Genomic DNA, 26,063 nt, shown 5'->3' with positions numbered 1-26,063 from the left:
ATACATAAAATGTCAATACGTATTTTTCAAAAAAATTAATATTTTATATAAAATCTTTAAATTGTTAGGAGTTTTTATAATTAATTTAATAACTACAACCTTATTTCAGTTAATAAATTATCAATCGCTATTATTCTTGTTTTTTATATTTCATTAAAATTTTCCTTATAATTATAAACAAAAAAGTAATGTTATTTACAAATTTGCATCACATTAAAAATAACCCATAAATACAACTTCTAAATTGCATTTCTGGGTTATTAATGTTATAAAGCTATTTGTAATATGTATTATTACCATTACTAAGTATATATGAATCATTTGGAGCCTGTACACTAATTAAAATAATGTTCAATAAATCAACACAAGATCCACCAGCATTTAATAAACATAAGAAACAAAGAAATCCATTTAATACTCCTAAATTACTTAAAATTATTGGAAAAATAAAAGATAATATTAAATAAGGCATTACAGAAATAATTATAAATCTACTTTTTTTTATCTTTTCTTCAGTATAAACAAAAGCAAACATTCCATTAAATCCCCAATATGTCCTATTTGACTTTAATATTTTTGGAATAAATAAAGCATGAAGTAATTCATGTATAATTAAGAAAATGATAATAGTAATTAAATATATGAATATATTAAAATTTAAAGTTAACTGTAATTTTAAACCGCTACTTCCATTGATAAGTTCTCTAAAAGGTTGATATAAAAAGTAAATAAGTGTTAATTCAATAAAAAAAGAAATTATCATAATCGGCAAAGAATAAAAAATAGCGGATTTAACATCTTTAGGCTCTTTTAGCTTTTTCCAACCATCTAGCAATAAATTTTCACATACTAATTTATCTGTAGATGGAATGCATTTTATATATTTCAACTTAACCCCTCCCTAAAAACAAATACTATACAATTATATTTTTGCATATATTTATAAATACCACAATTTCAAAAATTAAACTGCGGTATTTTAAATTAATATAGAGCTTTTAGATTACTTTTGTTCAAAAGACATAAGATATTCCCTTTCTTTTGTATCTTCATTAATAAGCTCTTCTAAAACAACAAAACCATTTTTATTGTAGAAGTTTATTGCCCTTTTATTTTTTATAAAAACATTTAATGTTAAACAGGAATATGTAGCTTTACAAAAATCTATCAATCTTTGCCCTACACCATCTCTTTGGTATTCTTTTTTTACAAAAATTCCACCTATATAATTATTTTCAACTACACCTATAAAACCTTTAACAACATCATCCTCTTCAAATATATAAACATCAGCTTCTTTAAGTAATTCCCTAACTAAATCATAATTTTTAATCCAATACTCCTTACATATAAAATCATGAGCATCTATATTAGTTTCTAACCAAATTTTCATTACTTCTTCTAACTTATTTATATTTGAATTTAAATCTATTATCATACTCTTTCTCCTCAATTTATATAAATTTTAAAAGTAAGAGTTTAAACACTCATTAAGTTCACCCTTTCTAAGAATATATTTATGAAATGCTATCTTTAGATTAAATAATTTTACTTACCTTTAAAATTATATACTAAAAATAAAAAACATGATATTGCAATTAATTTAATTACAATATCATGTTTTTTTATTTAAATTATAAATATGGCTACCAAAGTAGTTACAACTATTCCAATTACAACTGGTTTGAAGTTCTTCTTAGTAAGTTCAAAAGGATCTATACCGCATATTGCTGCTACTGGTATTACAGCCCAAGGAACTATAGTTCCTCCACCAACCCATATTCCAACTAATTGGCCTAAAGCTGTAAGTGTTTCTATTCCTCCACCTAAGGCAGTTGAGAATATTTGTGAAACAGATCCAACTAGTGATATCCCTGAAAATCCAGAACCATCTAAACCTGTTATGGCACCTACTACAGAAAGTGTACTTGCTGAAACAACTGAATTTATAGGTACTAAATTAGCAAGGGCAAGCCCTAAATCATTTACTATACCATGAGAAACTTCAGGAAGTATCTTTCCAAAAATTTCATTAAATGCTGAATCACCTAAATAGAAAAATGCAGCAACTGGTATAACAACACCAAATATTTTAAAACCAAATCGCAATCCTTTTACAAGATTTTCTGTTACTTTTTCAAGAGATTCTTTTTTATATGATACTACAGAAACTAAACTTAATATAAATACTGCAGTACCACCAATAAGAGCTGTTGCATCATTTCCCTGAAGATTTGCCTTAAACATTATAACTAAATCTAAAGCAAATAATACTAAAATTAAAAAGGCTAAAGCTCTTCTTACTTTTTTTGATGATATAGCAATTTTATTTTCATTACTATTTTCTTCATAATTAATTGTATCTTCTATAGTCATTGCTCCTGATTTAATGTCTTTTCTAAGGTAATAAAATGCAACAGTAGTGGTTACAACCCCCATTGTTATTGCAAGGGGAACACTAGCTGAAATAACACTTCCTATAGGTATACCAGCTGCATCTGCAGTAAGTTTTGGTGCAGCTTGAATAATGTAATCACTTGATAATGCAATACCATGTCCAAATAAGTTCATAGCTATTGCAACTCCCATAGCTGGAAGCCCAGCTTTCTTAGCAAGAGGTAAAAACAAAGCACCTATAAGCGCTACTGCTGGTGATGGCCAGAAGAACCATGACAAAATCATCATAACTATGCCAATAACCCAGTAAGCAATCCAATAATTTTTAATTACTCCTTTAAAAGGAGAAACTATCTCATCATTTATACCTGAATCAATTAAAGACCTACTCATTGCTGTTACAACAGAAATAATAAAGATTGTCGGCATGAGCTCCTTTGTAGCATATACAAAACTATTAAAAATACCCATAGTTGCCTTTGAAAGAGATTGTGTTCCCATAAGGCCCAATATGAATATACCCAATATACAAATTAAAGATATATCTCTTTTCTTTACCATAGCAATTATAATAACTATAATAAAAATAAGATAAATGTAGTGTAGTGGTGTTAATGTTACGTTTATCATGTATGTCTCCACTCTATTAATTACTATAGTATAAATAATATGATACTTACTGTTGCTTCGTTACAGAATAATAGTCAGAAAAATACATAATTCTAATTAATACTACTTTTTTATATCTAATATACCTCTATATAAAAGACCAAATAACTTATAAAGTCCCAAATAATTAAAAAGATAATAGTTAATTTGCCACTTCAAATTGACTATAATAAAGAGAAGCATAAAACCCATTTTGTGCTAGAAGATTTTCATGATTTCCTCTTTCTACAATATCACCATCTTTAACAACTAAAATCATATCGGCATTTTGGATAGTCGATAATCTATGAGCTATTACAAAACTTGTTTTATCCTTCATAAGTCTTGATAAAGCTTTTTGTATTTCTACTTCTGTCCTTGTGTCTACACTTGAAGTAGCTTCATCTAATATCATAATTGTAGGATTTGTCAGCATAGCACGAGCAATTGTTAAAAGTTGCATTTGTCCTTGAGAAACGTTTGATGTTTCACTAGAAATTACTGTATCATATCCATGCTCTAATGTACGTATAAAATGGTCACAGCTAGCAGCTTTTGCAGCAGCTATTATTTCTTTACGTGTAGCATCCATCCTACCATATGCAATATTTTCGGCTATTGTACCTTCAAATAGCCATGTATCTTGAAGTACCATACCAATTTGTCTACGTAATGTATTTCTAGGTATATCCTTAATATTAATTCCATCAATTGATATAGTTCCTTCATTTAATTCATAAAAACGCATAATTAAGTTAATTAATGTAGTTTTTCCTCCTCCTGTTGGTCCAACAATAGCTACCATTTCATTTGGTTTTACTTCAAGATTTAAATCTTTTATTAAAGTTTTTTCAGCAGTATATCCAAATTTTACATTTTTAAAATCTACCTTTCCCTTGGATATAGGATGTTCATTAAATGAAAACTCATTGATTTTATTATCTGAAATTTCTTCTTCTTCATCTAATAGGTCAAAAACTCTTTCAGCTCCAGCAATAGCAGATTGTAAAGACATAATAACATAAGAAGCTTGGGTAACAGGCTCAGAAACTTGATTTACGTATTGTAAAAATGCCTGGATTCCACCTAAGGAAATTTGACCATTAAGTGTCATTATTCCACCTACAATTGCTGTTGCTACAAAACCTAATTGACTTAAAAATCTAATAGTTGGATATATAGCAAAATCAACAAATTGAGCTCTTCTATTTACCTCAAATTGCTTTTTATTAAGCTCAGTAACTTCTTCAATTATATCTTCTTGCTTATTAAAGACTTTGATAATACGATTACCAGAATACACTTCTTCAATTTTCCCACTTAAGTCACCCATTGCAGCATAATTTTCTGCATAATAACGTTGACTTAAACTTGATACATAATTAGTTGCAATTGCACTAATTCCAAGGAATATGAAAATTAATAAAGATAGCTTTTGATTTAATATAAGCATTGAAATAATTGTAAGTACAATTGTAAAACAAGAAGAGATAAACTGCATAAATCCAACTTGCATTACTAGAGATACTTTTTCAAGGTCATTTGTTACCCTGCTCATAATATCTCCTGTTTTATGTGAATCAAAGTATTTTAATGGAAGTCTATTTAATTTCTTACTAATTTCTTTACGTAATGAAAGAGTTAAATTTTCACCAATGCTAGATATTATATACTGCTGAACATAAGAAAGAAAACTGCTAATAATAGAAGTTAATACTAACATTAAAACTGGCATAGCTAGTGCATTTGTTACCATCGATAAAACACTTACAGATCCATCAAAATTACGAATTGCATTTACTAAATTATTAATAGCTGATCCAACAATAAGTGGCATAATTGCATAAGATGCACTACTAAATAATGCAGATATTCCTACAAATATTAGCTTTTTATTTTGTGTTTTTAATTGTCTCATTAGCCTTTTAATAGTCTTTTTTGTGTTTTGAGGAATATCCTCGCTAAATATCGTTGTATCTTTTTCTATATTTTTATCCTTCTTCATAAAATCAAGCCTCCTTTATATTCATTTGACTTTTAGCAATTGCTTGATATACAGAACAATTTTTCATTAGTTCAGCATGTTTCCCAATACCAACTAGGTTCCCTTCATCTAATACAAGTATTTGATCTGCATCCATAATTGTACTCACCCTTTGAGCAATTATTATCTTAGCTGCATCTGTCATATTTTCTTTAAGTGATTTACGAAGTGCTGCATCTGTTTTTAAGTCCAAAGCAGAAAAGCTATCATCAAAAATATAAATTGGTACTTTTCTTATAAGAGCTCTTGCAATAGATAAACGTTGTTTTTGTCCACCTGAGAAATTTGAACCACCTTGAGACACTTTAGATTTTAACCCTTTAGGCAATTTATTAACAAAAGATTCTGATTGAGAAATACTTAATGCTTTCTTCATATCTTCTTTAGTTGCTTCTTTATATCCCATTTTTAGGTTATCCTCAATTGTTCCACTAAACAAAAATGCTTTTTGAGGAATATAACCAATTGTATTTCTTAATTCATTTTGTGAAAGACTTCTTATATCCACACCATCTATACGAATTTCTCCTTGGTCTATGTCATGTAGTCTTAGAATAAGATTAGCAATAGTGCTTTTACCAGAGCCTGTACTTCCAATAATGGCTGTAGTCTCACCTTTATTACATGAAAATGATAAATTGCTAATAACTGGTTCTTCTGCTCCATGATAAAAGAAAGATACATTTTCAAATTCAACTACTGCATACTTATCTTTTGTACATTGCTTTTCTATATTCGAATCCTGAATCTCTGGATTAATTTCTAAAACTTCCTCTATACGATCAAGACATGATTTCATTTTAGGAAGAGTAACACTTGTTGTTGTAGCCATTATTAAATAGCTTAATGTAATAATAGAATATTCAGTTACAGCAGTTATTTGGCCAATTTCCATTGTACCCTTCATGGAAAGAATTCCACCTATCCAAACTATAATAGCTATTGAAAGACCAATTATAAGCCATATTATAGGATTTAATATAGCAAATAGCTTATTTAGTTTTATCATATCTGTAGCATAGCTTTTAAAAGCTTTACCTGATCTACCCTCTTCATATTTTTCATTTCCAAATGCACGAATAACACGAATTCCAGTAATAGATTCCCTTATTACTTGATTAATATAATCTAGTTTAGATTGAACCCTTTTAGAAATAAATATTGATTTCTTAAGTACTAATCCAGAAAAAGCAATAAATATTATCACAGATAAAATAAGTATTAAGGCTAAAGAAAAGCTAGTGTATGCTGTCATGATAATAGATGTACCAATAATAAGTGGAGCTGGAACTATAAGCTGCAAAGCTAACCCAAAGTTCTGTTGGAAATTAGAAATATCTGAAGTTGTACGTGTTATCATAGACGAAACTCCAATAGTATCAAATTCATGAATAGATAACTCCTGACTCTTACGGAAAATCTTATCTCTTAAGTAATATCCAAAAACTGCAGCAAGATCTGCAGAATAATAACTTCCAAGTACTGCTGCAATTGTTGTTATTAAAAGAACTATTATCATTTGAACCCCTATATGAAGAATTTCATTCATATCACCTTTCAAAATTCCATTGTCTACAATTCCTGCTATTAAATATGGAATTAGTAATGTTCCTACTACTTGTCCCAAAAGCATAATTAATGTTATTCCTACTTTACTTTTGCTTTCTTTTAGGAATAGTTTTAAATACTTCATAGTTTACCTCCATTATGTAAGTGATTTTGCAAAAATTTAATTTCAGTGGTATTATAAAGCTTAAAGTAACTTTAATGTCAATAGTATAATTAAAATTTGGAGGTACTTATGAAAGATAAATCTAATATGCAAATTAAAGAATTTTCTGCTCTTACAGGTATTAAACGTGAAAATTTAAGATACTATGATCAAATAGGATTGTTATCACCAGAATTTCGTGGTGAAAATGGATATCGCTACTATACTAGAAATCAGTTAACTACAGCATATTTAATAATCTCTCTTAGAGAAATTGGAATTGGAATTGAAGAAATAAAAAGATATATCGATATACGTACTCCAGAAGAAATGTTTACTTTATTTAGTTCACAAAAAAACATATATTAACTGAAATAAAAAAGCTTAAACGTATATTAGAAGTTATGCAACTTTATGTTGATATGGCAGAAGATGCTATTAAGTATAAAGAAAATAAGCATAAATATTGAGTTCAAAAAGAAAGAGCCTATTTTCCTAGGCCCAAAAATTTCTAAAGATTCTATAGATGCATCACAAGATGAATCTGCTATTTCATTTTATAATTTTGCGGCTGAAAATGGAATTGATATAGGTTATCCCCTTGGTGCTATTGTTAGTAAAGAAGATATTGAATTAGGAAATCCTTTATATGCAATTCGATATTATTTTAAAGGTATAAATGAGCAAAAATCCTATAAACCTGAAGGCAAATATGCAGTTTTCTATGGAAGATGTGCTTATGGAGAATCTGATGATCTTTATGAAAAATTATATGATTATATAAAAGAAAATAATTTGCGTATTTGTAGTGATGCATATGAGGAATATCCCCTAAACGAACTTTCAACTAAAGATGAAAGTAAGTACTGCGTTAAGATAGAAATAATGGTGGAGAGTGATGATCGTTAGTTTTGTGGTAAAACAAAACTAACGATTGTTTTTGCATAAATAGTTGGTAGTTTTGAAGTAATATACTATATAAATTTTGGAGAAAGCTGTAGAACTTAGAGGATTTCTAAAATAATAGCTTAAGATGAATCCTATTCTATTTCTACTCTTAACTGTTGTTTTTGTAATACTCTTATCATTAAATTTACAATTATTCTTTCTTTAAGTTTAGTAACTTCTTGTTTTATTGTAGTTTCATTGCTTAAAATTGGATTTCTATTAATATCAACTTCAATAAAATTTGCTTTTACTAGTTCAACAAAAGGCTTTTCATTAAAGACTTCTGTAAATACTAAGCTTTGTTCATACTGCTCACAATCAATAACTGAGTCTTTGTAAACATCACATACTTTAAGTCTACCATTAAAAAATTCTACTTCATTTATAGTAGTGTTTTCAGTAAAAATTGGTGGCCTAGTATAAATGATTCTAGTAGTAAAATTAAATGGTACTTCAACCGTACAGTATCTTATATTTCCAGAACTATTTTCTACTTTTTCTTCATTAGTGGATTTAGATTCATACTCAATATTATTCCTTATAAAACCTGTAACAAATAACATTCCAGAATTATTCTCTGAAATACTTGATGGAAAAGGAATAAGACGGGATTTAGTTAAAAACACATTTATTTTAATTAATTTAATTTCATTAACTTCTTGGTCTAATGTGATAGTATCTTCAACAGAAATTGTTATATTGGTTTCTGCTAATATAACAGGTAAGTTAGCATATAAGCCTTTTGTTGAAATATTAATATTTTTAGATACTTCTTCTTTTACAATAGTATTATAGTTCTCCTCTATAAGCTTTTGGTCAGCTAATTCTAGTAATTTTTTATCACTTGATTTTACAGATTCTTTAGCTTCCACTTCATTTATTTCTTTATCACTTTCTTGTAGGAGTTCATTGCTATTTTCTTCTAAGGATTCTTTATGACTTTCTTTCAGTAATTCTTTATCATTTTCTTCACATAATTCCTCATAAATTTCTTCTAATAATTTCCCCTTAGGTGAATCTGTACTACTAGTATTACTCTTATTATCTAAGTACTCATCCTTAGATAAGTCATTCCTTTTATATTCTAAATTATTTTCTTTAATATTAGCTTCTGGAAATTCAGAGATACTTTTTTTTATTCCAAAGGTATTTGTACTACTATCTTCTATGTTAAGAGTTTTAAAAAAATCAAAAAACTCATTGTGTGTAGTATCGATAATATCATTATTTTCTTTAGGATTCTCTTCATAATATTTTTTAGTATATAAATATTGTTTATTTTGATTTTCAATATATTCTTCATAATTCTTTTGCATATACACATATTGTTTATTCTGCATCTTAATATACTCTTCATATTTATTTTTCATATAAATATACTGCTGATTTTGATTTTTAATATATTCTTCATAATTCTTCTTCATATATATATAATACTTATTTAGTCTTCTAATATATTCTTCATATTGCTTTATCTTAAGTTGATTATAATTTCGCCTTGAATAGTATCTCCTTTCCATAATATCTCCTCCACTTAAGAATTTAATAAAATAAGCATATAATTAACTCATTTTAAAACAGACCTAAAAACTTTGTCAGTAAGCCTTAAGTCTGTAATATTATCAAATAATATTAAATTTTTAGATTTATATATATTTAATAATTATAATGCTGTAATTCTTACTTGTTGTTTTTGTAATACTTTTAATGTTAAATTTACTACTGCTTTTTCTGTAAGCTTAGTAAAATTATCTTCTGTAGGAATTGTGCTAGTTAATACTTTATTTGTATGAATATCAACTTCAATAATATCTGCTCTTACTAATTCAGTAAAAGGTTTTTCATTAAAGAATTCTGTAAAGAAAAGACTCTGATCACAAGGATTACATCCAATCACTTTATCTAAGCAATCATCACAACCATTAAGATTGCCTGTATAAAAATCTAATTTACTTGGCGTGGTCTTTTCGTCAAAAACTGGTTCCCTAATGAAAGTAATTCTTGTTGTAAAACTAAAAGGTACTTCAACTGTGCAATGTCTTATTTCACCATAAACACTTTTACTTCCTGATATGCTATAAATTTGTGTTGCATACTCAATATTATTTCTTATAAAACCTTTTATAAATAGTATTCCAGTACCAGGTTGATCATCTTGAGAAAATGGAATAATTCTAGACTGATCCAGAAATACATTCTTTTTAATTCGTTTAATTTCCATAGCTAATTTATCTAATGTGATAGTAGCTTCAACAGGAATTGTTATATTTATTTCTGCTAATACAACTGGAATTTTAGCAAATATAGGCCCAGATGAAATAACATCAGGAGTTACAGGTGTTTCTTTAGTTAGTGATTGAAATTGAGAATTAACAGTTGCACAAGGAGCTGTTATGATTTTACATTCATTTGTATTTTCTTTAATTTCATTCATTCTAATGTATCCTCCATTTTTAGCTAATTTAAATGTAACTAGGTAACTATCTAATGTATAATATACAAATTTCCCCTTTTATGTACTAGAATAAACAAATAGATATTATATTTAAAAAAATATTAAAATTCTAATTGTATGTTTGTTTATTTCAAAACTCAAAAAAATCCTCAGCAAAACTTATATTAAGTATTACTGAGGATATACTTATTCTAATATATTATTATATTGTGATTAGGCAAGGTCATAAATTTATTTTATAAGTCAATTCTTAAATCTGTATTTCTATTAAACTAAAGTTGTAACTCTTACTTGTTGATTTTGTAATACTTTTAATGTTAAATTAACAACTACTTTTTCTGTAAGCTTAGTGAAAAGTTGTTCTGTAGGAATTTCACAGTCCTTATATGGATCTGTGTGAATATCAACTTCAGCGATATCTGCTCTTACTAATTCAGTAAAAGGTTTTTCATTAAAGAATTCTGAATTGAAAAGTCCTTGATCACAAACATTACGTCCAATAACTGGATCTGCACAAGCATCGCAACTCTTATTCTTATCTGAGAAAAATTCTACTTCAAGTGAAGGTGTATTTGTAATAAATATTGGTGGTCTAAGGAAAGTAATTCTTGTTGTAAAGTTAAAAGGCACTTCAACTGTACAATGTCTTATATCGCCACAGATATTAGGAGATCCATGCCTATTGCAAGTTTTAGTTGCATATTCTATATTCTTTCTTATAAAACCAGCTATAAATAGTATTCCAGTACCAAATAAACCATCTTGAGAAAATGGAATAACCCTAGATTGATTTAAATATACATTCTTTCTAATTCTCTTAATTTCTATTGCTGGATGATCTAATTTAATAGTAGCTTCTACTGGTATTGTTATATTAGTTTCAGCTATTACAACTGGAACCTTAACAACTACTGGTCCTGGTGCAATAACGCTAGGAGCTACAGAAGCTTGCTCAGTTAAAGATTGTTGTAGAGTTTTAACCTCTGCACAGTGTCCTACTAAAGCTGCACTTTCAACTACATTTTCATTCGTATTCATTTTGTTATCATTCATAATAACACTTCCTCCGTTTTTATCTAGTTAAGATATCGTTAGTAAACCTTATATTATATAATATATAAAATACACATTTTTGTGCATATTTCTAAATTAAAATACCTACATAATGTGAAAATGAATCCTCTCCAATCTTTTAACCCTTTCACTACTTTATTTGGCAGAATATTTACAAAGATAGCTCTACCAAGGTTGCATTAGTAATAATACTACTACTATCTCTAGTAGGATGTCTTTCGATAACCTCTCCGTTAATAGGTGTTATTATTTTATAGTTAATGTACCACTTGAAACATAAATTCCATTAAATTCAGGAATATCTGTAAACACAAAATTATCTGGTTTAATGTTATTAATTGTGACGGTACTACCTGAATTACTGTTTTTTTATTTAATTAAGAAGAACATATTAAAAATAAAAAATAAATATATGGATTTTTTTAAAAACTTCTACTTTCTGCATATTTAATAAATGAAAAACTTTATTAAAATACCCCTTTACACTTGTAAAATAAAGGATTCTAAAGGGGGTCGCGAAACGCGACTCCCTTTGAAAAAATAAATTTTATATGAAAGAGAGGATTAAAAATATGGAGAAAATGGAAATTTTCAAAAATGACACCTTTGGAGAAATGAATATACTAGAGCTTGATGGAAAGGATTATTTTCAAGCTGTTCAATGTGCATCAATGCTTGGATATTCAAATGCACGAGCAGCTTTGAATAGACATTGTAAACATTCTATCAAATATAAAATTGCTACAATAGGCGGTAATCAAGATGTTAGTTTCATACCAGAAGGTGATTTATTTAGACTTATTGTTCATTCTAAATTACCTTATGCTGAAAAATTTGAAAGCTGGGTTTTTGATGAAATACTTCCATCAATAAGGTCTAAGGGAATTTATGCTACAGATAAAGTAATAGAAGATGGATTAAAAGAAACAACTACTTTAGAAAAGTTGCTTACTGAATTAAAAGAAGAAAGACACCAATTAATGTTTGGGCTTGAAGAATCTAAAGAAAAGGTAAATTACCATGACAAAGTTCTAAATAGTAAGTTATTAATACCTATAACAATTATTGCAAAGGACTATGGAATGTCTGGAGTTCAAATGAATAAGATACTTAATTCCTTAAGAGTGAATACAGAATTTCAGATAAATGGGTTTTATATCAAGAATATGCACCACAAGGATATACAAGTTCTAAAATATTAAATATCTCGGATGGGAAATATACAATAGTAACTCATTGGACTGAAAAAGGACGAGTTTTTATATATGAATTGTTGAAGGAAAAGCTTGGGGTTGTTCCTTTGATTGAGAAATAGAGGAAGTTGTATCAGATTGATTGGAGGATCTGATACAACTTTTTATATTAAGTCTTTAAATACAGTATTATTTAGATATAAATAATTATATATAATTTTTTACTCACTTTATATCTTTAAATTAATATCCAAAAAAATTGCATATTTCACTTAAATCTTTAATAGTTAACTTGTTTTCGAGTTAAATTATTAAAAATATATATTAATTATGTATTAACTTGTATTATTATTTGATTCTTATTTTATATTAATCTTATAATCTATAACTTATAAATAACGCTAAACCCCTGATTTACAGCTATTTGATATATTGGAGCTATACTTAGTCTTAGCTTTTCTGAAAAGCCTTCTTTTCCTTTATATTTATAAAAATCTAATGGATTTTCTAACCTCAAAATATCTACGTACGGCTCTAAATCCTTTTTCCTATTGTTATCACACATAAAAGAAAATGCTTCATACTGTATATCACAAAAATCATCTATATAATTTTCGTATCTTAAAAGTTTATCACTTTTACTACTATTTATATTTTTAAAAGTAGGTACTAAGTTCCACATCTCATCATGCATTACAAAGCTCCAAGGAATAAAGTGATCTATACTCAAAACTCCTAGTTCATCATAATTTTCCCGTGAAAACTCTCTTCCTGTATAAATGTCTTTAACATTTCTATCTGCAATAATACTTGTCCATATTCTTGTTGATTTAGATAAACTTCTGCTTATAGGTGGATCTAATTTGAATATAATTGCTGGTACATTTGGATTTCTTTTTTGTAAGAAACAACTTAACTTATAATATATCCAAGATTTTATTACCTTATAATTACTTTTCATATAGATTGCCCAATCTTCATCCATGACTATATTATTGCTATCTTTAATTATCTTATATAAAACACCTGACTCACTTAAAGATAATTCTATTATTTTTCTAACTCTTTTTGAGCTAGAAGTTCCTTTTATTTTATCATCAAAAAAAGGAGTTAAAAGCATATAAGGAACATTGTTTGTTAAATCCTTCATTTGCTTATTTAATATATTATCATCAAGACTACAAATAAATTCTAATAATTCATTATTATTAATATTAGTAGGCACACAGTATATACTTGATATGTAATTTATTGATTTTACTAAATTATCAAATTGTCCAAAATATAGTTTATATTGCAAAGTCGGGTACCATGCTGCTGTTAACATTCGTGCAACTAATCTTTTAAAGGTTATTTCAATATTACCTAAATTCACTTCTTCTAAAATACCTAAAAGCCAATACATCTTATAGCTTGCAACTACTCTACTATCTTCTAATAACCTAGCAAATATTTTTGTATCTACATTACTAGAACTAGGTAAATTATATAAAATTATTTCATTACTATTTAAAATGATACCTTTTTCTTCTATATGTGTATCTTTATTTAATTCATGTTGTACATTATTATTTATATGCATAAATTCTATCTCCATTAAAATCTGTTGTAATATTAAAACTCGCTAGTTAGATAAATTATACCTATTTAAATAATGATATTAGAGATTAACTATAGTATCTTAATTAAATTTAATATCATTTTTTGCTTCATAATAATTGTATACTACTAAAAAGCTTATTACTCTAAATATTCATTAAACACATCGGTGTCAATTGCTTTAATTTCAAAAACTTTTTTTACTGTAACTCCAAAATTATGTTCAATCATGAGATTTGATAATTTCTCGCCATCTATTAGTATAATATGCTGATTTTTCGCATACTCAATAGCTTGTTTTGAAAATTTTGCAGTTGTAACAAATAGACCTTTACCACCTTTACCAGATATGGCACCAACAAAACTTTGTACATCTGGTCTCCCTACTTTGCTATTTAACTCCCATTTCTTTGCTTGAATATAAATTAAATTAAATCCAAGTTTATCTTCCATTATAATACCATCAATACCTTCATCTCCAGTAGTAGACGTTGTCTTTCCAGCATTTTCAAAAGAACCATATCCCATTTTTGAAAGTAAATCAATAACCATTTGTTCAAATGCTGTTGGCGAAAGTTTTATTACTTCTGCAAGAAGATCTTCTGCTAAACTTTTATTAATCTTTCTAAATGAATCTTCAAAAGTATCATCTGGTGTATTATTAATATCATTTGAGGGCTCATTATTATTTTTTGTATATATAACTCCACCTTGAAACTCCCTAAAACTATCGAATTTCATTAAGTAATTACTATCAATTACATCTGGATTATCGTTAAGAACTTCTAATCCATCATTAGTAATAATGAATGAAGCTCTTGCAGGGCTATCAATTAAACCAGCTTTCTTTAGATAAGTTCTTGCCCATCCGATACGATTAATAAATACTGTTTGCCTTCCGCTAGGAAGTAACTCTAAAAGTTCTTCTTCTGTTAAATTGAAATATTTACTTATAAATTGCTTTAATTCTTTTAAAGTATGTAATTTGCCATCTTTTAAGTATTCTAAAAATGGTTTGTGCATTTCATAGTATTTTGGTAATCCCATTTTTATACCTCCATGTATTTTGAAAATAGTCATTAATTTATTTTTGTACCTTTAAGTAGAAATTTATTTCACAACTTTCAATACTATTCCTTCTTTAAATCCACCACACTTTTCTAGTTTTTCATTTCTTTTCTTTATTAAATCTTCTTCACTATATCCTAGTTCATTTGCAAGCCCAAATAGCACTTCCATAATATCTGCAAGCTCTTCTAGGTTTTTATCTTCTAAATATTCATTTACTTCTTCTAATAATTTCTTTTCTAAAAGTTCTTGCTTTTTTATCCCACTAACTATTTCTATTTCGCATGTTTTATCATCTGCAGTTATTATTTCTGGTATTCTATCTCTTACTAATTTATTGTATATTTTCATCATTTTCCCTCTTATAATTAATTTTCAACATAGGACTTTAAAATATTTTTGTTGTCAATTTTCTTCGGCCTTTTCATTATTTTATAATAATTATTTTACCATATTTTATCTTTATTAATAAATATAGTTTTAATTTGAACTACATAAAAAAGAACATATCCACTCCTAAAAAAGCGAACATGTTCTTTTCAAATATATTATTCTATTAAAAAACTTTTTATATTTTAACTTCCAATTTAAACTTTTAACTTCCTTTAAGCCTTCTTATTTTAATTTTTATAACATATCTATTATTTCTTTCTCAGTTTTCGCATTTAAAATGCTTTCTCTAAATTCATCATGCATTAATTTTCTTGATAGGTTAGCTAAAGCTTTTAAATGTAAATCACTTTGGTCTTCGCTAACTGCAATCATAAATATCATCTTTATATCTTGTCCATCTATTGATCCGTAATCTATTCCGTTATTAGTTATCCCTATAGCTATTCTTGCTTCTTTTACAGCTTTTGATTTTGCATGTGGAATTGCTATTTCAAAACCAATTCCTGTATTACTTAATTCTTCTCTTGCTAAAATGTCTTTTTTAAATTTATTTTTATCAGTTACTACATTATCATCAACTAATAATTTAATCATTTCATCTAAAACTGAATTTTTATCTTTAGAATCAAGTTGTAATTTTATTGTACTTTCTTTGATTAAGTCTTTTAATTCCATAATTATCTCCTCTTAATGTGTATTTAATTAAGCTGCTTTTTTATTTAAATTTGTTTTATATAATCCGTATAAAATAGCTCCAACTAATGATCCAATTAATATGCATCCTACCCAAATGAATGGTTTTTCAACGATTGGAAGTATTAAGAATCCACCATGAGGTGCAGGCACTTGAACTTTCATTAAATAAGTCAATATAGATGATATAGATGATCCTATCATTAATATAGGAATTACTCTTAGTGGGTCTTTAGCAGCAAATGGTATTGCTCCTTCTGTTATATGGGTAAATCCTAAAATATAGTTAACTAATCCTGCTGCTCTATCTTCTTCATTAAATTGTTTTTTAAATATTGTTGTTGCTAATGCTATTACTAAAGGTGGTGTTATACATGCTGCTGAAACTCCAGCCATGAAATAATAATTTCCTTGTGACAAAAGCATTGTTCCTGTAATGTATGCTGCTTTATTAACTGGTCCTCCAAAGTCGAATGCTGACATACATCCTATTACTAATCCTAAAAGTATTGGATTTGCTGATTCTAATGATGCAAGCCAATCCATTACTGAATTATTTATATATGATACAGGCTCTCCTAGTAATGTCATTAATATTCCTGTTGCAAGTATTCCAAGTATAGGTAATAAAAAGATTGATTTTAGTCCTTCAAATTGTCTTGGTAGTCCTGCTAACATTTTAATTAATCCTAGCATTAAATATCCTGCAAAGAATCCTGCGATTATTCCTCCTATAAAACCTGCTCCTGTTGCATCTGCTATTAATCCACCAACAAACCCTGCAACCATTCCTGATCTACCTGCAATTGATGATGCAATGAAAGCTGTAAATATTGGTACTATCATTGAAAATGCTGTTCCACCTATCCCCTTAAGCATAGCAGCAATTTTATTATATTGATCTGAGGCTGGATCTGCTGAGTATATTCCCCATAAAAAAGATACTGCTATTAACACCCCACCTGCAACAACAAATGGTAACATATGTGAAACACCATTCATCAAGTGCTTATATATACTTCTACCAAATGACTCTTTTCCTATAACTTCATTTTTCTTTTCTGGTTTTTCATTTCTTTGTGTTGTTGATTTTTTAATTTGAGCTTTTCCATCTAATATTGCTTGAATAAGTTCTTTTGGTTTACGTATCCCATCTTGAACAGAAGTTTCTATAATTGGTTTGCCAATAAATCTATCTGCCCTGGCATCTTTATCTGATGCTATTATAACTCCATCTGCTTCTTTTATATCTTTTTCTGTTAATTCATTTTCTACACCAATAGCTCCATTAGTTTCAACTTTAATTTCAATCCCCATTTCTTTAGCGGCTTTTTTTAATGATTCTTCTGCCATAAAAGTATGTGCAATACCTGTTGGGCAACCTGTAACAGCAATAATTTTTTTCATTTAAAATACCTCCCTAACATCCAAATTTTTCATATAATTATCAACTTTATTTAAAGTTCCAATACCTCTTGACTCAGCTACATTCCCACCTGTTGCTGATGATTTTTTTAATGCATATTCAATGTCATTTTCTTTTAACCATTCACTTAAAAATGCTGCCAAAGCAGAATCACCTGAACAAGCAGAACTTAAAAGGTTTACATTAGGTGCGTTGCAATAATATATATTATTTCCATTATAAAAATACATACCTTTTTCTCCTAAAGTTAAAAGAATATTTTGTGCTCCCTCCTTTTTTAAATACTTTAATATATTTACAACATCTTTTTCATTATTTATATCTAGTCCAAAAATCTCTTTAATTTCCTCATCATTTGGTTTAATTAATAAAGGTTTATATTTTAATAAATCCTTTAATTTTTTAGAACTTATATCTAAAATTATATTTATGTTTCTTTTATTACATATTTCTAATAATTCATCATAATAATGTTCATCCATACTTTGAGGCAAGCTTCCACTTATAATTAAATAACTACAATCCTCAGACTTTTCTATATAGTTTAATAAATTCTTTTGTGCTTCTATAGGAACAAAGGGGCCCTTGTTTACATATTTAAATTCCTTTTTATCTTTAGTATCTATAAATACATTTATTCTAGTTGGTTCATCAATCCAAAAGGACTCAACTTGTATGTCCATTTTTTGAAGTTCATCTACTATAAATTCACCTGTAAATCCCCCAAAAAAGCCTAATACCTTACTTTCTACTCCATAATGATTTAATACAAGTGATACATTTACTCCTTTACCATTTGGAGAGTATTCTATATTAGTTGTTCTATTAACTTTAAATGGTTCATAACTTTCTGCTCTATAATTCATATCAATTGCTGGATTAGTCGTTAGTGTATATATCATTTATCTCTCCCCCATTTTTAATTATGCCTTACCATTACTTCCACAAATCATTATTTTATGTGCTACTACTTTCTTCATAGCTTCTTTTCCTGGTGTCATATATTTTCTTGGATCATTAGCATCAGGATTTTCTATAAAGTATTTCTTTACTGCATCTGAAAATGGAATCTTTAAATCAGTTGCTACATTTACTTTACATATTCCAAGAGAAATTGCTTTTTTAACCAACTCATCTGGAACATCTGATGCTCCATGTAATACTAATGGCACATCTACCATATCTCTTATTTCTTTTAATCTATCAAAATCTAACTTTGCTTCACCTTCATATAATCCATGTGCTGTTCCAATTGCTACTGCTAATGAATCTATTCCTGTTTTTTCAACAAATTCTTTTGCTTGCTTTGGATTAGTATATTTACTATCTTTTTCGTCTACTATTAAATCATCTTCTTGTCCACCAAGTCTTCCAAGTTCTGCTTCTACTGTTGCATCATATTTATGAGCATATTCAACTACTTTTTTAACTATTTCTATATTTTCTTCAAAAGTTTCATGAGAAGCATCTATCATAGTTGATTTAAATCCTAAATCAACAAAGTGCTTTATTTCTTCTATTACTTCAAAGTGATCTAAGTGTATTGCAATAGGAATATTATATTTTTTTGCAGCTGCATCTGCCATTGCTACTATGAATTCTCCTCCTGCATATTCAATTGTTGATGGAGTTCCTGCTAGTATTACTGGTGATTTTAATTCTGCTGCTGTTTCTACAACTACTTCCAATGTTTCTAAGTTATGAATATTAAAAGCTGGTATAGCATATCCTTCTCTTTGAGCCTTTTTTAACATTTCTCTTGTTGATAATATTTTCATAATCTCCCTCCAAATCTCTAAGATTTATTAAGCTATTTTTTCATATCAACTTAACAAATTCTTTTCTATAATTAAATTTTAGCATTATAATACGGAAAATGTTTTCTAAAATGTTTGTACTTATTTTTACATTTTTCATTCTCTTTTGGCTATTTTACTGATGTTATAAATAAAAATGTATCCTGAAAATTCAATTAAATCAATTTTCAGGATACATTCTTTATATTATTAAATAATCTATTATTGCCCTTGAAATAATATATAATGGCAATCTTGATGTAACTTCAAATTCCTTTATAGATGTTTTAGATTGTTTATATCCAACTATAGTCACATCTGAATATTCTTCTAATATACTTTTTCTTACGCAGCAGCATGTAACAACCTTTGCCCCAGAATTTTTTGCACTTTTAACAGATTCTAATATTTCATTAGTTTCAGCTCTTAATGAAAATGCAATAACTAAATCTTCTTTTTCAATTGTTTTACATATATTCATCATTATATTTGGATCTACAATCAAAAATGTATTGTATCCTAAAAGTTGCAGCTTTAAGTTAAACTCTTGTGCAACTAATTCAGTTAATCCTCTTGCTAATATATAAATTCTCTTTGCTTCTTTAATAATCTTAACTATATTTAATACCTTAGTTATAGATATATTTTCAACAGTTTTTGTTACTTCAATTAAGGATTTTCCTAATATTTCATTTACTTTTTTAGAATCATGATTATGCTCTTCTTTTGCAGAAACCCTATACCTCAATTCTGAAAAGCCTTCAAATCCACATTTTTTAATTGTTCTTGACACAGTTGCTGGGGAAGTAAAAGATTCTTCTGCTACATCTACAATGGACATATTAGATAATTTATCTGCATTAGAATTAATATAATTAACTACAGCTTTTTCTGTAGGAGTCAGCTTTTCAATAATGCTATTATTAACTTCTATTATCATCTTATCACCCTCATTAGATTTATTTAATTAATTTCTATAGCATGTCCCATATTATTAATTAATAATCGAAATTTTTTATAAATAACTATAAATAATTCTAAAAATAATTATCTATTTAATAACAATATATTTACTTAAATAATTAAAAATGCTCTCCATTTTCATAATACTTACTTTCATCTAATGTAAAAAAGATAACATCCACATTTGGATATTCCAAAGAATTAACATACTTAGTAATTATCTTTGCAGCTTTATCCTGTACTTCTTGTCCCCTATCAAACCATGAAACTTCTACTATAGGTTCACCTTTAACTATTTCCCCATCTTTTATATAGTCTGATTTATCAACTGAAAGACTAAAATAATCTCTTGGACATTGAATTAATTCCTGTAATTCGTCTATTAAATTCTTACTTATTGTACAAACCTCTTCAGTTTCTATTTCCTTAAATTTTAACATTGGCATATTAAACACTCTCCATCCCTATAAACTCTAATAATATCATATTATATCGAAAACATTTACAAATCAAGGTTGTATTAAATATTAGGTATTTCAATCTCTTTAGTTTGATCTAGTAGTTTAGTAAAACTTTATAATAAGAAGAATTGCTAAATTAAGTTGGACACTTTACTATTTTAGTTTGTTTAATATTAAAGTTATTCTTCAAAATATTAAAATGACTCTGAATACTCTTTTTAAAATCCACCAACAATTATACCAAATCTCCAAATCATAAATAGCATAATTAATATATTAATTAAATACCCAATTAGCAAAGCTAACCATTTTTTATAATTCATTTTTCCTTCTATACTCCTATAGGTAAAAAATCCAATTATAATTATTATTGCAATCAATATTAACGTATAAAAAATATCAAATTTAAAGCTTTCTGATCTAATAACACTCCAAAATCCTAAACTTTTATACCTATAAATACTATTTATCATATCATATGTGATATCTGCTATTGACACAACAATACCTTGAGTAATAAATATTAACGGAGCAACTTTCCATATCTGTTTTTTCTCAATAAAAAATGATACTATAATTTGAGCAATCATTGCAATTAAACAATATTTAATATATCCTGCATACATAAAATACCCTAAAAATAAAATTGCGAGAACTACTTCCATATCCATATCCCCCTAAATACTCCTTACTCACTTTCATACTATTGCTTAATAAATTATGTTCTTATTATACATAATTTATGGATTATACTTCTAGCAAAACATATAAATTAAGTAATATTTATTAAAATATTTGTTGTTTTGTAATATTACAACTTTTCATCCGCTTAAATAATCAAGATATATCACGTAATAGAAAACTACATGTAAGTCTATCATCTATTTATGGTTCTTCATTCATTTGAGATGTTTTTCTCATTTTATAATTTTTTCATCCATCTTATAATATTTTCATAAGTTTATCTTTATAATTTATATTTTTTATAGATTCTCATTGCAAATATATAAGCTACAGCTGTTATTGCTATACACCAAGCAAGGGCAACCCAAATGTCATTTCCTACTGGCTTATTTGCTAATAAATTACGAATAGCTTCTACAATAGGCGTTACAGGTTGATTTTCTGCAAATACGCATACTACTGAAGGCATAGTCTCTGTTGGTACAAAGGCAGAACTGATAAATGGTAATTTCTTCTAATATAGGCTGTTTTCAACATATTCAACTTTTGCAGGTGGAAATAGTTTTTTTAATCCTTCTAATGTATCTAGGGCAATTATTTTTCCACCATTAAGAATAGCAATTTTATCTGCAAGTTGTTCTGCTTCTTCTAAATATTGAGTTGTTAAAAATACTGTAGTTCCTGAAGCTGTTAACTCTTTTACAATTTTCCAAACTTCTAAACGTGCTTCTGGATCAAGACCTGTTGTTGGATCATCCAGGAATATAATCTTTGGATTTCCAACAAGACTCATTGCAATATCAATTCTTCTTTTCATACCTCCAGAGTAAGTACCAACTCTGCGATCTGTTGCTTCTAACATACCAAATCTCTTAATTAATTCATCTGCTACTGCATTTGGATTTTTAATATGTCTAAGTTTTGCTATCATTTGAAGATTTTCACGCCCAGTCAAAATTTCATCAATAGCAGCAAACTGACCAGTAAGGCTGATAGAAGCTCTAACTTTCCCTGGATTTTTTTCAATATCCAAACCGTTTATTACAACACTTCCAGCATCTGCTTTAAGTAAAGTAGCCATGACTTTAATCATAGATGTTTTTCCTGTTCCATTTGAACCTAGTAATGCAAATATACCTCCCTGCTCTACTTCAAAATCTACTCCTTTGAGTACTTCCACATCTTTGTAAGATTTCTTTACCCCTTTAATTTGTATTATACTTTTTTTCATTTTCTTTTCCTCCTAATAATATAGCAACTTTATTCAAATTTACATCTAATCCTTTGAATGCAGCTTGAACTTTTAAATTTAACTATTTCAAGTTAATTTATATTACAAAGCATTTGATTAGCTAGCATAAAAAAGAGCCGATAACCATGATTTTACTCACATGTTATCGGCTCTGCGTCTTAGCGTCTGGCTCTTTAATTACTAATATTTTCATTTCTTTTACATTAATTATCGTTTCCTTTTTGCACCTGGAACAAAATAACGGGAAGTTTTCAAGTACTGTATTATCACGTATCTTGACCCTTGTTTTGTTACCACAGATTGGACATAATATCCACTCGTCTTTACACACTCTATCATCCCCTTTAGTTTATGTTTTTGTTTATCACTATATATCCCTTTTACTTTGTTTTATCAGTAGCTTTCTTCATTGCTTTATTAACTTCTTTGTCAACTGATTCTTGATATATGTCAGCGTAAGTTTTTGAATCTTTGATTAAATCGTCGCAGAAAGCTGCTACGTCTCTACCAGTTACTTCTAATACTCCTTTTCCCATAGCCGCACCCTCTTCAAAAAGCTCTACAATTCCAGTAAGCAAATCTGTTCCTTCACTTAGTTCAACTGGTCCAACCTTAAAGAGATATTTTTGAATTTCTTTATAAACAATCACATAATCTTTTGGTAGCGCTTTAACACGCGCCACGTGCTCTTTCCATTCTTTTTTACCTTTGATGATATCTTGTATTCCCATTTTATCCTCCTATTTACCTAATTTTTTAGCAATATTATTATTAAATTGTTTTCTCCACTTGTCACGATAAGAATTTGCCCCTTCTTCACCAACTAGCGCAAAGCAAAAGCCTTCTATATCTTCACCTAAAGCCTCTTGTACACTCTGACCTTCAGCAACTGTTTCTTCTAGCAAGCCAAGAACACCGTCAAGAATTGGCATGAGGTTACGACCTGTAAAATCTGAGTGCTGCCAAAGATGCTCTTCAATTTTTTCCCATGCTTCTTGATAATCAGCTGGTAGCTTTTTAACTCGTAATTCAAAATTTTTAAATTTTTTAGTCATGTCACTTCCCGTAATTTTTTCCCAAAAATTCATGATTTCTTCTCCTTTAACTCGTTAATTTTCGTTGAAACAAATTCCCATTTTGCCCAGAACTTCTTTAATTCTTCACGCCCTGCGTCATTTAGCCTGAAAAACTTTCGTGGTGGTCCCATATCAGATGGTTTTTTCGTAGTTTCTACCAATTTGTTTTTCTCAAGTCTTACCAATATGGTATAAACTGTTCCATCTACGACATCCGAAAATCCCAGGGCATTAAGTCTCCTCGTAATCTCATAACCGTATACTTCCTCATTGCTTATAATTTCAAGAACACAGCCTTCAAGGACACCTTTTAGCATTTCTGTAATATTATCCAAACAAATCACCTTCTTCACTATTTAGTATTACTTGTATTCAGTATTACTTACTACTGCTATATAGTATCACTAGATAGTGGCAATGTCAATATAATGTATTTATTTTTTATATTCATTTTATCAGGGAGAATAAATTAATACTAAAAATTATACCAAGCTGATAATATAGAATGTTTCATATTTTATTTAATTTATTAATCTATTAATCAATTAAATAAAAAGCCATGTAAAACAAGTACAGTTCTACATGGCTTTAATCCACTTAATTTACTAGTATCCAATTAAAAGATGAATTATAATAAACTCCAGCGATTGTAGTTGATGGATCATAATATACACTACAATTATAATTATCAATAATATCACTAATTTCATTGTTATATACTCCGCATTAAATCCTGAATGTAATCCTCCTTTGCTTCTAAGGTATTTAATATTAACTTTATATATATCATCTATCTATTTTTTATTTATATTTTCATTATTTACGAGTATATTATTTAAGGTATATTATAAAAATAATGCATAATAGGAACATTTGTTCGCATATATGTCAATAATTATAACTAGAGATATTTCAAATATCTATATAAGATGATAAAATAGAGGTGTAAAATGAATGAAATTAACAAGAACAACATTCATGATAAAAGTTATAAAGATCTATTTTCTAACAAAGAAACCTTTTTAAACTTAATACAGAGTTTTGTTAGTAATACTTGAGAAAATAAATTAACTAAGGAGAACCTGATATTAGTTAATAAGTCATATATATTATCTGATTATGAAGAACAAGAATCTGATATAGTTTATAAAGCAAATTTTAATGGTAATGATGTATTTTTCTATGTTTTATTAGAATTTCAAAGTTCTGTTGATTTTAGGATGCCAATAAGACTTCTACTTTATATGATAGAAATATGGAGAGATATATTAAGAAATACAGAGCTTAAAGAATTTAAAAGGAAAACCTTTAGATTACCTTCTATAGTTCCTATTGTTCTTTATAATGGTAAGAAGAAATGGACGGCAGCTAAAGAATTAAAGCATGCAATAAGTAATAGTGATGTATTTGGAGATAATATATTAAATTTTAAATATGAATTTATTGATATTAATAGCTATGAAAAAGAAGAACTTTACAATAAACAAAATATTTCTTCTGCTATATTTTTGCTGGATCAAAATATAAATAGAATTGAGTTTTATAATCGACTTAAAGATATTATAATTGGATTTAATAACTTATCTATAGAAGAAAAAATGCATCTTAAACACTGGCTAGTTAATATAAATACAGAGGAAAATAATTTTAAAGATAATATTGAAAAAATATTTAATGCTGATAAACAGGAGGTTCTAAATATGACTTCTAACATTTCAAAGGGATTAGAAAAATTAAAAGAAGATGGTAAAGATTCAAGGTAAGACAGAAATTTTGATTAAATTGCTTTCAAAAAAATTTAAATCCTTACCTGACGAATATATAGAAAAAATCAAATCTTTACCTGAAAATATAATAGAAAATATTGCTAATGATATATTTGATATTGATACTATTGAGGATTTGAAAGGGACAGTAGTTAGTTTTGTGTAAAAACAAAACTAACTACTGTTTTTTTGTATGAACAGCTGGTGGTTTTGGAATAATATACTATATAAATTTAGGAGGAAAAATTATGACAAAGAATATTAATACCAACTTTGATTACAATGAGGAAGTAAAGAAATGTAAAACTATTGATGATGTTATGGGGAAAAATGGGCTTATTCAGAAGCTTGTTAAAGATGTTCTTGAAAATATATTAGAAGGAGAAATGGAAGAACATTTAGGTAGAAATAAATAT

29 protein-coding genes and 2 pseudogenes are annotated in these 26,063 nt (G+C 27.7%); 7 read left to right on the top strand and 24 right to left on the bottom strand.

Translation table 11 applies throughout. The annotated features are described in order from the left end of the window. Positions 1-274 precede the first annotated feature (274 nt). From CSBG_RS08665 to CSBG_RS08645, 5 genes are all read right to left on the bottom strand, one after another. The gene (locus CSBG_RS08665) at positions 275-889 is read right to left on the bottom strand and encodes a DUF3267 domain-containing protein (protein WP_008678770.1); all 615 of its coding nucleotides are present in this window, start codon (positions 887-889) and stop codon (positions 275-277) included. Positions 890-1,003: 114 nt separating this feature from the next. Continuing rightward, a complete protein-coding gene (locus tag CSBG_RS08660; protein ID WP_008678768.1) occupies positions 1,004-1,438 on the bottom strand; it encodes an N-acetyltransferase in 435 nt (144 codons plus the stop codon). A 191-nt stretch (positions 1,439-1,629) separates the two neighbouring features. Further along, complete coding sequence (locus tag CSBG_RS08655) at positions 1,630-3,027, bottom strand: TRAP transporter large permease subunit (RefSeq protein WP_008678766.1); 1,398 nt, start codon at positions 3,025-3,027, stop codon at positions 1,630-1,632. A 181-nt stretch (positions 3,028-3,208) separates the two neighbouring features. Next, positions 3,209-5,050: an ABC transporter ATP-binding protein gene (locus tag CSBG_RS08650; RefSeq protein WP_008678764.1), complete on the bottom strand. Its 1,842-nt coding sequence runs from the start codon at positions 5,048-5,050 to the stop codon at positions 3,209-3,211. Between the two features lie 4 nt (positions 5,051-5,054). After that, positions 5,055-6,782, bottom strand: coding sequence for an ABC transporter ATP-binding protein (locus tag CSBG_RS08645; protein ID WP_008678762.1), 1,728 nt, complete (start codon positions 6,780-6,782; stop codon positions 5,055-5,057). Positions 6,783-6,890: 108 nt separating this feature from the next. Between CSBG_RS08645 and CSBG_RS18740 the strand changes: the two genes are divergently transcribed. After that, positions 6,891-7,169, top strand: coding sequence for a MerR family transcriptional regulator (locus CSBG_RS18740; protein ID WP_242825274.1), 279 nt, complete (start codon positions 6,891-6,893; stop codon positions 7,167-7,169). Positions 7,170-7,232: 63 nt separating this feature from the next. Next, entirely contained in the window at positions 7,233-7,709 is a 477-nt protein-coding gene (locus tag CSBG_RS18735; RefSeq protein WP_242825273.1) for a hypothetical protein, read from the top strand. Between the two features lie 131 nt (positions 7,710-7,840). Here the strand turns inward: CSBG_RS18735 and CSBG_RS18250 are convergent, their stop codons facing one another. From CSBG_RS18250 to CSBG_RS08625, 3 genes are all read right to left on the bottom strand, one after another. Continuing rightward, a complete protein-coding gene (locus CSBG_RS18250; RefSeq protein WP_008678761.1) occupies positions 7,841-9,268 on the bottom strand; it encodes a CsxC family protein in 1,428 nt (475 codons plus the stop codon). A 143-nt stretch (positions 9,269-9,411) separates the two neighbouring features. After that, positions 9,412-10,182 carry a CsxC family protein gene (locus CSBG_RS08630; RefSeq protein ID WP_008678760.1) on the bottom strand — a complete coding sequence of 257 codons (771 nt, stop codon included), beginning with the start codon at positions 10,180-10,182 and terminating at the stop codon, positions 9,412-9,414. 288 nt (positions 10,183-10,470) lie between these two features. Next, positions 10,471-11,256: a CsxC family protein gene (locus CSBG_RS08625; protein WP_008678759.1), complete on the bottom strand. Its 786-nt coding sequence runs from the start codon at positions 11,254-11,256 to the stop codon at positions 10,471-10,473. 593 nt (positions 11,257-11,849) lie between these two features. Between CSBG_RS08625 and CSBG_RS08620 the strand changes: the two genes are divergently transcribed. Together CSBG_RS08620 and CSBG_RS18950 are read left to right on the top strand one after the other, a co-directional pair. Further along, a complete protein-coding gene (locus tag CSBG_RS08620; RefSeq protein WP_008678758.1) occupies positions 11,850-12,479 on the top strand; it encodes a BRO family protein in 630 nt (209 codons plus the stop codon). Then, on the top strand, positions 12,413-12,592 hold the full coding sequence (locus tag CSBG_RS18950) for a phage antirepressor KilAC domain-containing protein (protein WP_276508068.1): 180 nt from the start codon (positions 12,413-12,415) through the stop codon (positions 12,590-12,592). Before CSBG_RS08620 ends, CSBG_RS18950 begins: the two co-directional genes overlap by 67 nt. A 260-nt stretch (positions 12,593-12,852) precedes the next feature. Here CSBG_RS18950 and CSBG_RS08615 read toward each other — a convergent pair whose 3' ends face one another. The 16 genes and pseudogenes from CSBG_RS08615 to CSBG_RS08540 all read right to left on the bottom strand — a co-directional run bounded on the left by CSBG_RS08615 (position 12,853) and on the right by CSBG_RS08540 (position 24,216). After that, positions 12,853-14,052, bottom strand: a complete 1,200-nt coding sequence (locus CSBG_RS08615; protein ID WP_008678757.1) for an HNH endonuclease domain-containing protein — start codon at positions 14,050-14,052, stop codon at positions 12,853-12,855. 158 nt (positions 14,053-14,210) lie between these two features. Beyond that, positions 14,211-15,116 carry a restriction endonuclease gene (locus CSBG_RS08610; RefSeq protein ID WP_008678756.1) on the bottom strand — a complete coding sequence of 302 codons (906 nt, stop codon included), beginning with the start codon at positions 15,114-15,116 and terminating at the stop codon, positions 14,211-14,213. 63 nt (positions 15,117-15,179) lie between these two features. After that, positions 15,180-15,488, bottom strand: a complete 309-nt coding sequence (locus tag CSBG_RS08605; protein ID WP_008678755.1) for a nucleoside triphosphate pyrophosphohydrolase — start codon at positions 15,486-15,488, stop codon at positions 15,180-15,182. A gap of 276 nt (positions 15,489-15,764) precedes the next feature. Continuing rightward, positions 15,765-16,205: a fructose PTS transporter subunit IIA gene (locus tag CSBG_RS08600; RefSeq protein WP_035285229.1), complete on the bottom strand. Its 441-nt coding sequence runs from the start codon at positions 16,203-16,205 to the stop codon at positions 15,765-15,767. 27 nt (positions 16,206-16,232) lie between these two features. Then, positions 16,233-17,630 (bottom strand): PTS fructose transporter subunit IIBC, encoded by a 1,398-nt coding sequence (locus CSBG_RS08595; RefSeq protein WP_035285226.1) that lies wholly within the window; start codon positions 17,628-17,630, stop codon positions 16,233-16,235. Next, a complete protein-coding gene (gene pfkB / locus CSBG_RS08590; RefSeq protein WP_008678754.1) occupies positions 17,631-18,551 on the bottom strand; it encodes a 1-phosphofructokinase in 921 nt (306 codons plus the stop codon). A 21-nt stretch (positions 18,552-18,572) separates the two neighbouring features. After that, positions 18,573-19,430 carry a tagatose bisphosphate family class II aldolase gene (locus tag CSBG_RS08585; protein WP_097033405.1) on the bottom strand — a complete coding sequence of 286 codons (858 nt, stop codon included), beginning with the start codon at positions 19,428-19,430 and terminating at the stop codon, positions 18,573-18,575. 217 nt (positions 19,431-19,647) lie between these two features. Beyond that, positions 19,648-20,385: a MurR/RpiR family transcriptional regulator gene (locus CSBG_RS08580; protein WP_008678751.1), complete on the bottom strand. Its 738-nt coding sequence runs from the start codon at positions 20,383-20,385 to the stop codon at positions 19,648-19,650. 142 nt (positions 20,386-20,527) lie between these two features. Beyond that, a complete protein-coding gene (locus tag CSBG_RS08575; RefSeq protein ID WP_008678749.1) occupies positions 20,528-20,854 on the bottom strand; it encodes a DUF1904 family protein in 327 nt (108 codons plus the stop codon). A 233-nt stretch (positions 20,855-21,087) separates the two neighbouring features. Next, entirely contained in the window at positions 21,088-21,534 is a 447-nt protein-coding gene (locus tag CSBG_RS08570) for a hypothetical protein (protein WP_008678748.1), read from the bottom strand. A 302-nt stretch (positions 21,535-21,836) separates the two neighbouring features. After that, positions 21,837-22,061, bottom strand: a pseudogene (locus tag CSBG_RS08565) (ABC transporter permease); the annotation flags it as partial. Between the two features lie 6 nt (positions 22,062-22,067). Next, a complete protein-coding gene (locus CSBG_RS08560) occupies positions 22,068-22,784 on the bottom strand; it encodes an ATP-binding cassette domain-containing protein (protein ID WP_008678746.1) in 717 nt (238 codons plus the stop codon). A 163-nt stretch (positions 22,785-22,947) separates the two neighbouring features. Beyond that, positions 22,948-23,136 carry a cysteine-rich KTR domain-containing protein gene (locus CSBG_RS08555; protein ID WP_035285217.1) on the bottom strand — a complete coding sequence of 63 codons (189 nt, stop codon included), beginning with the start codon at positions 23,134-23,136 and terminating at the stop codon, positions 22,948-22,950. 49 nt (positions 23,137-23,185) lie between these two features. Continuing rightward, on the bottom strand, positions 23,186-23,536 hold the full coding sequence (locus CSBG_RS08550) for a DUF1048 domain-containing protein (protein WP_008678745.1): 351 nt from the start codon (positions 23,534-23,536) through the stop codon (positions 23,186-23,188). 9 nt (positions 23,537-23,545) lie between these two features. Next, complete coding sequence (locus CSBG_RS08545) at positions 23,546-23,893, bottom strand: DUF1048 domain-containing protein (RefSeq protein ID WP_008678743.1); 348 nt, start codon at positions 23,891-23,893, stop codon at positions 23,546-23,548. Beyond that, the gene (locus tag CSBG_RS08540) at positions 23,890-24,216 is read right to left on the bottom strand and encodes a PadR family transcriptional regulator (RefSeq protein ID WP_008678741.1); all 327 of its coding nucleotides are present in this window, start codon (positions 24,214-24,216) and stop codon (positions 23,890-23,892) included. Before CSBG_RS08540 ends, CSBG_RS08545 begins: the two co-directional genes overlap by 4 nt. 747 nt (positions 24,217-24,963) lie before the next feature. Between CSBG_RS08540 and CSBG_RS17945 the strand changes: the two genes are divergently transcribed. The 3 genes and pseudogenes from CSBG_RS17945 to CSBG_RS18245 form a co-directional block, all read left to right on the top strand. Then, on the top strand, positions 24,964-25,644 hold the full coding sequence (locus CSBG_RS17945; protein WP_334203858.1) for an Rpn family recombination-promoting nuclease/putative transposase: 681 nt from the start codon (positions 24,964-24,966) through the stop codon (positions 25,642-25,644). Continuing rightward, positions 25,625-25,813, top strand: coding sequence for a DUF4351 domain-containing protein (locus CSBG_RS18730; protein WP_242825272.1), 189 nt, complete (start codon positions 25,625-25,627; stop codon positions 25,811-25,813). The genes CSBG_RS17945 and CSBG_RS18730 overlap by 20 nt, the downstream gene beginning before the upstream one ends. Before the next feature lie 82 nt (positions 25,814-25,895). After that, positions 25,896-26,063: pseudogene (locus CSBG_RS18245) on the top strand (IS256 family transposase); the annotation flags it as partial.

Source organism: Clostridium sp. 7_2_43FAA (assembly GCF_000158375.2).
Lineage (GTDB): Bacteria > Bacillota > Clostridia > Clostridiales > Clostridiaceae > Clostridium > Clostridium tertium.
The sequence above is the reverse complement of the archived record's forward strand: the minus strand, read 5'-3'. Positions and strand labels throughout refer to the sequence as shown.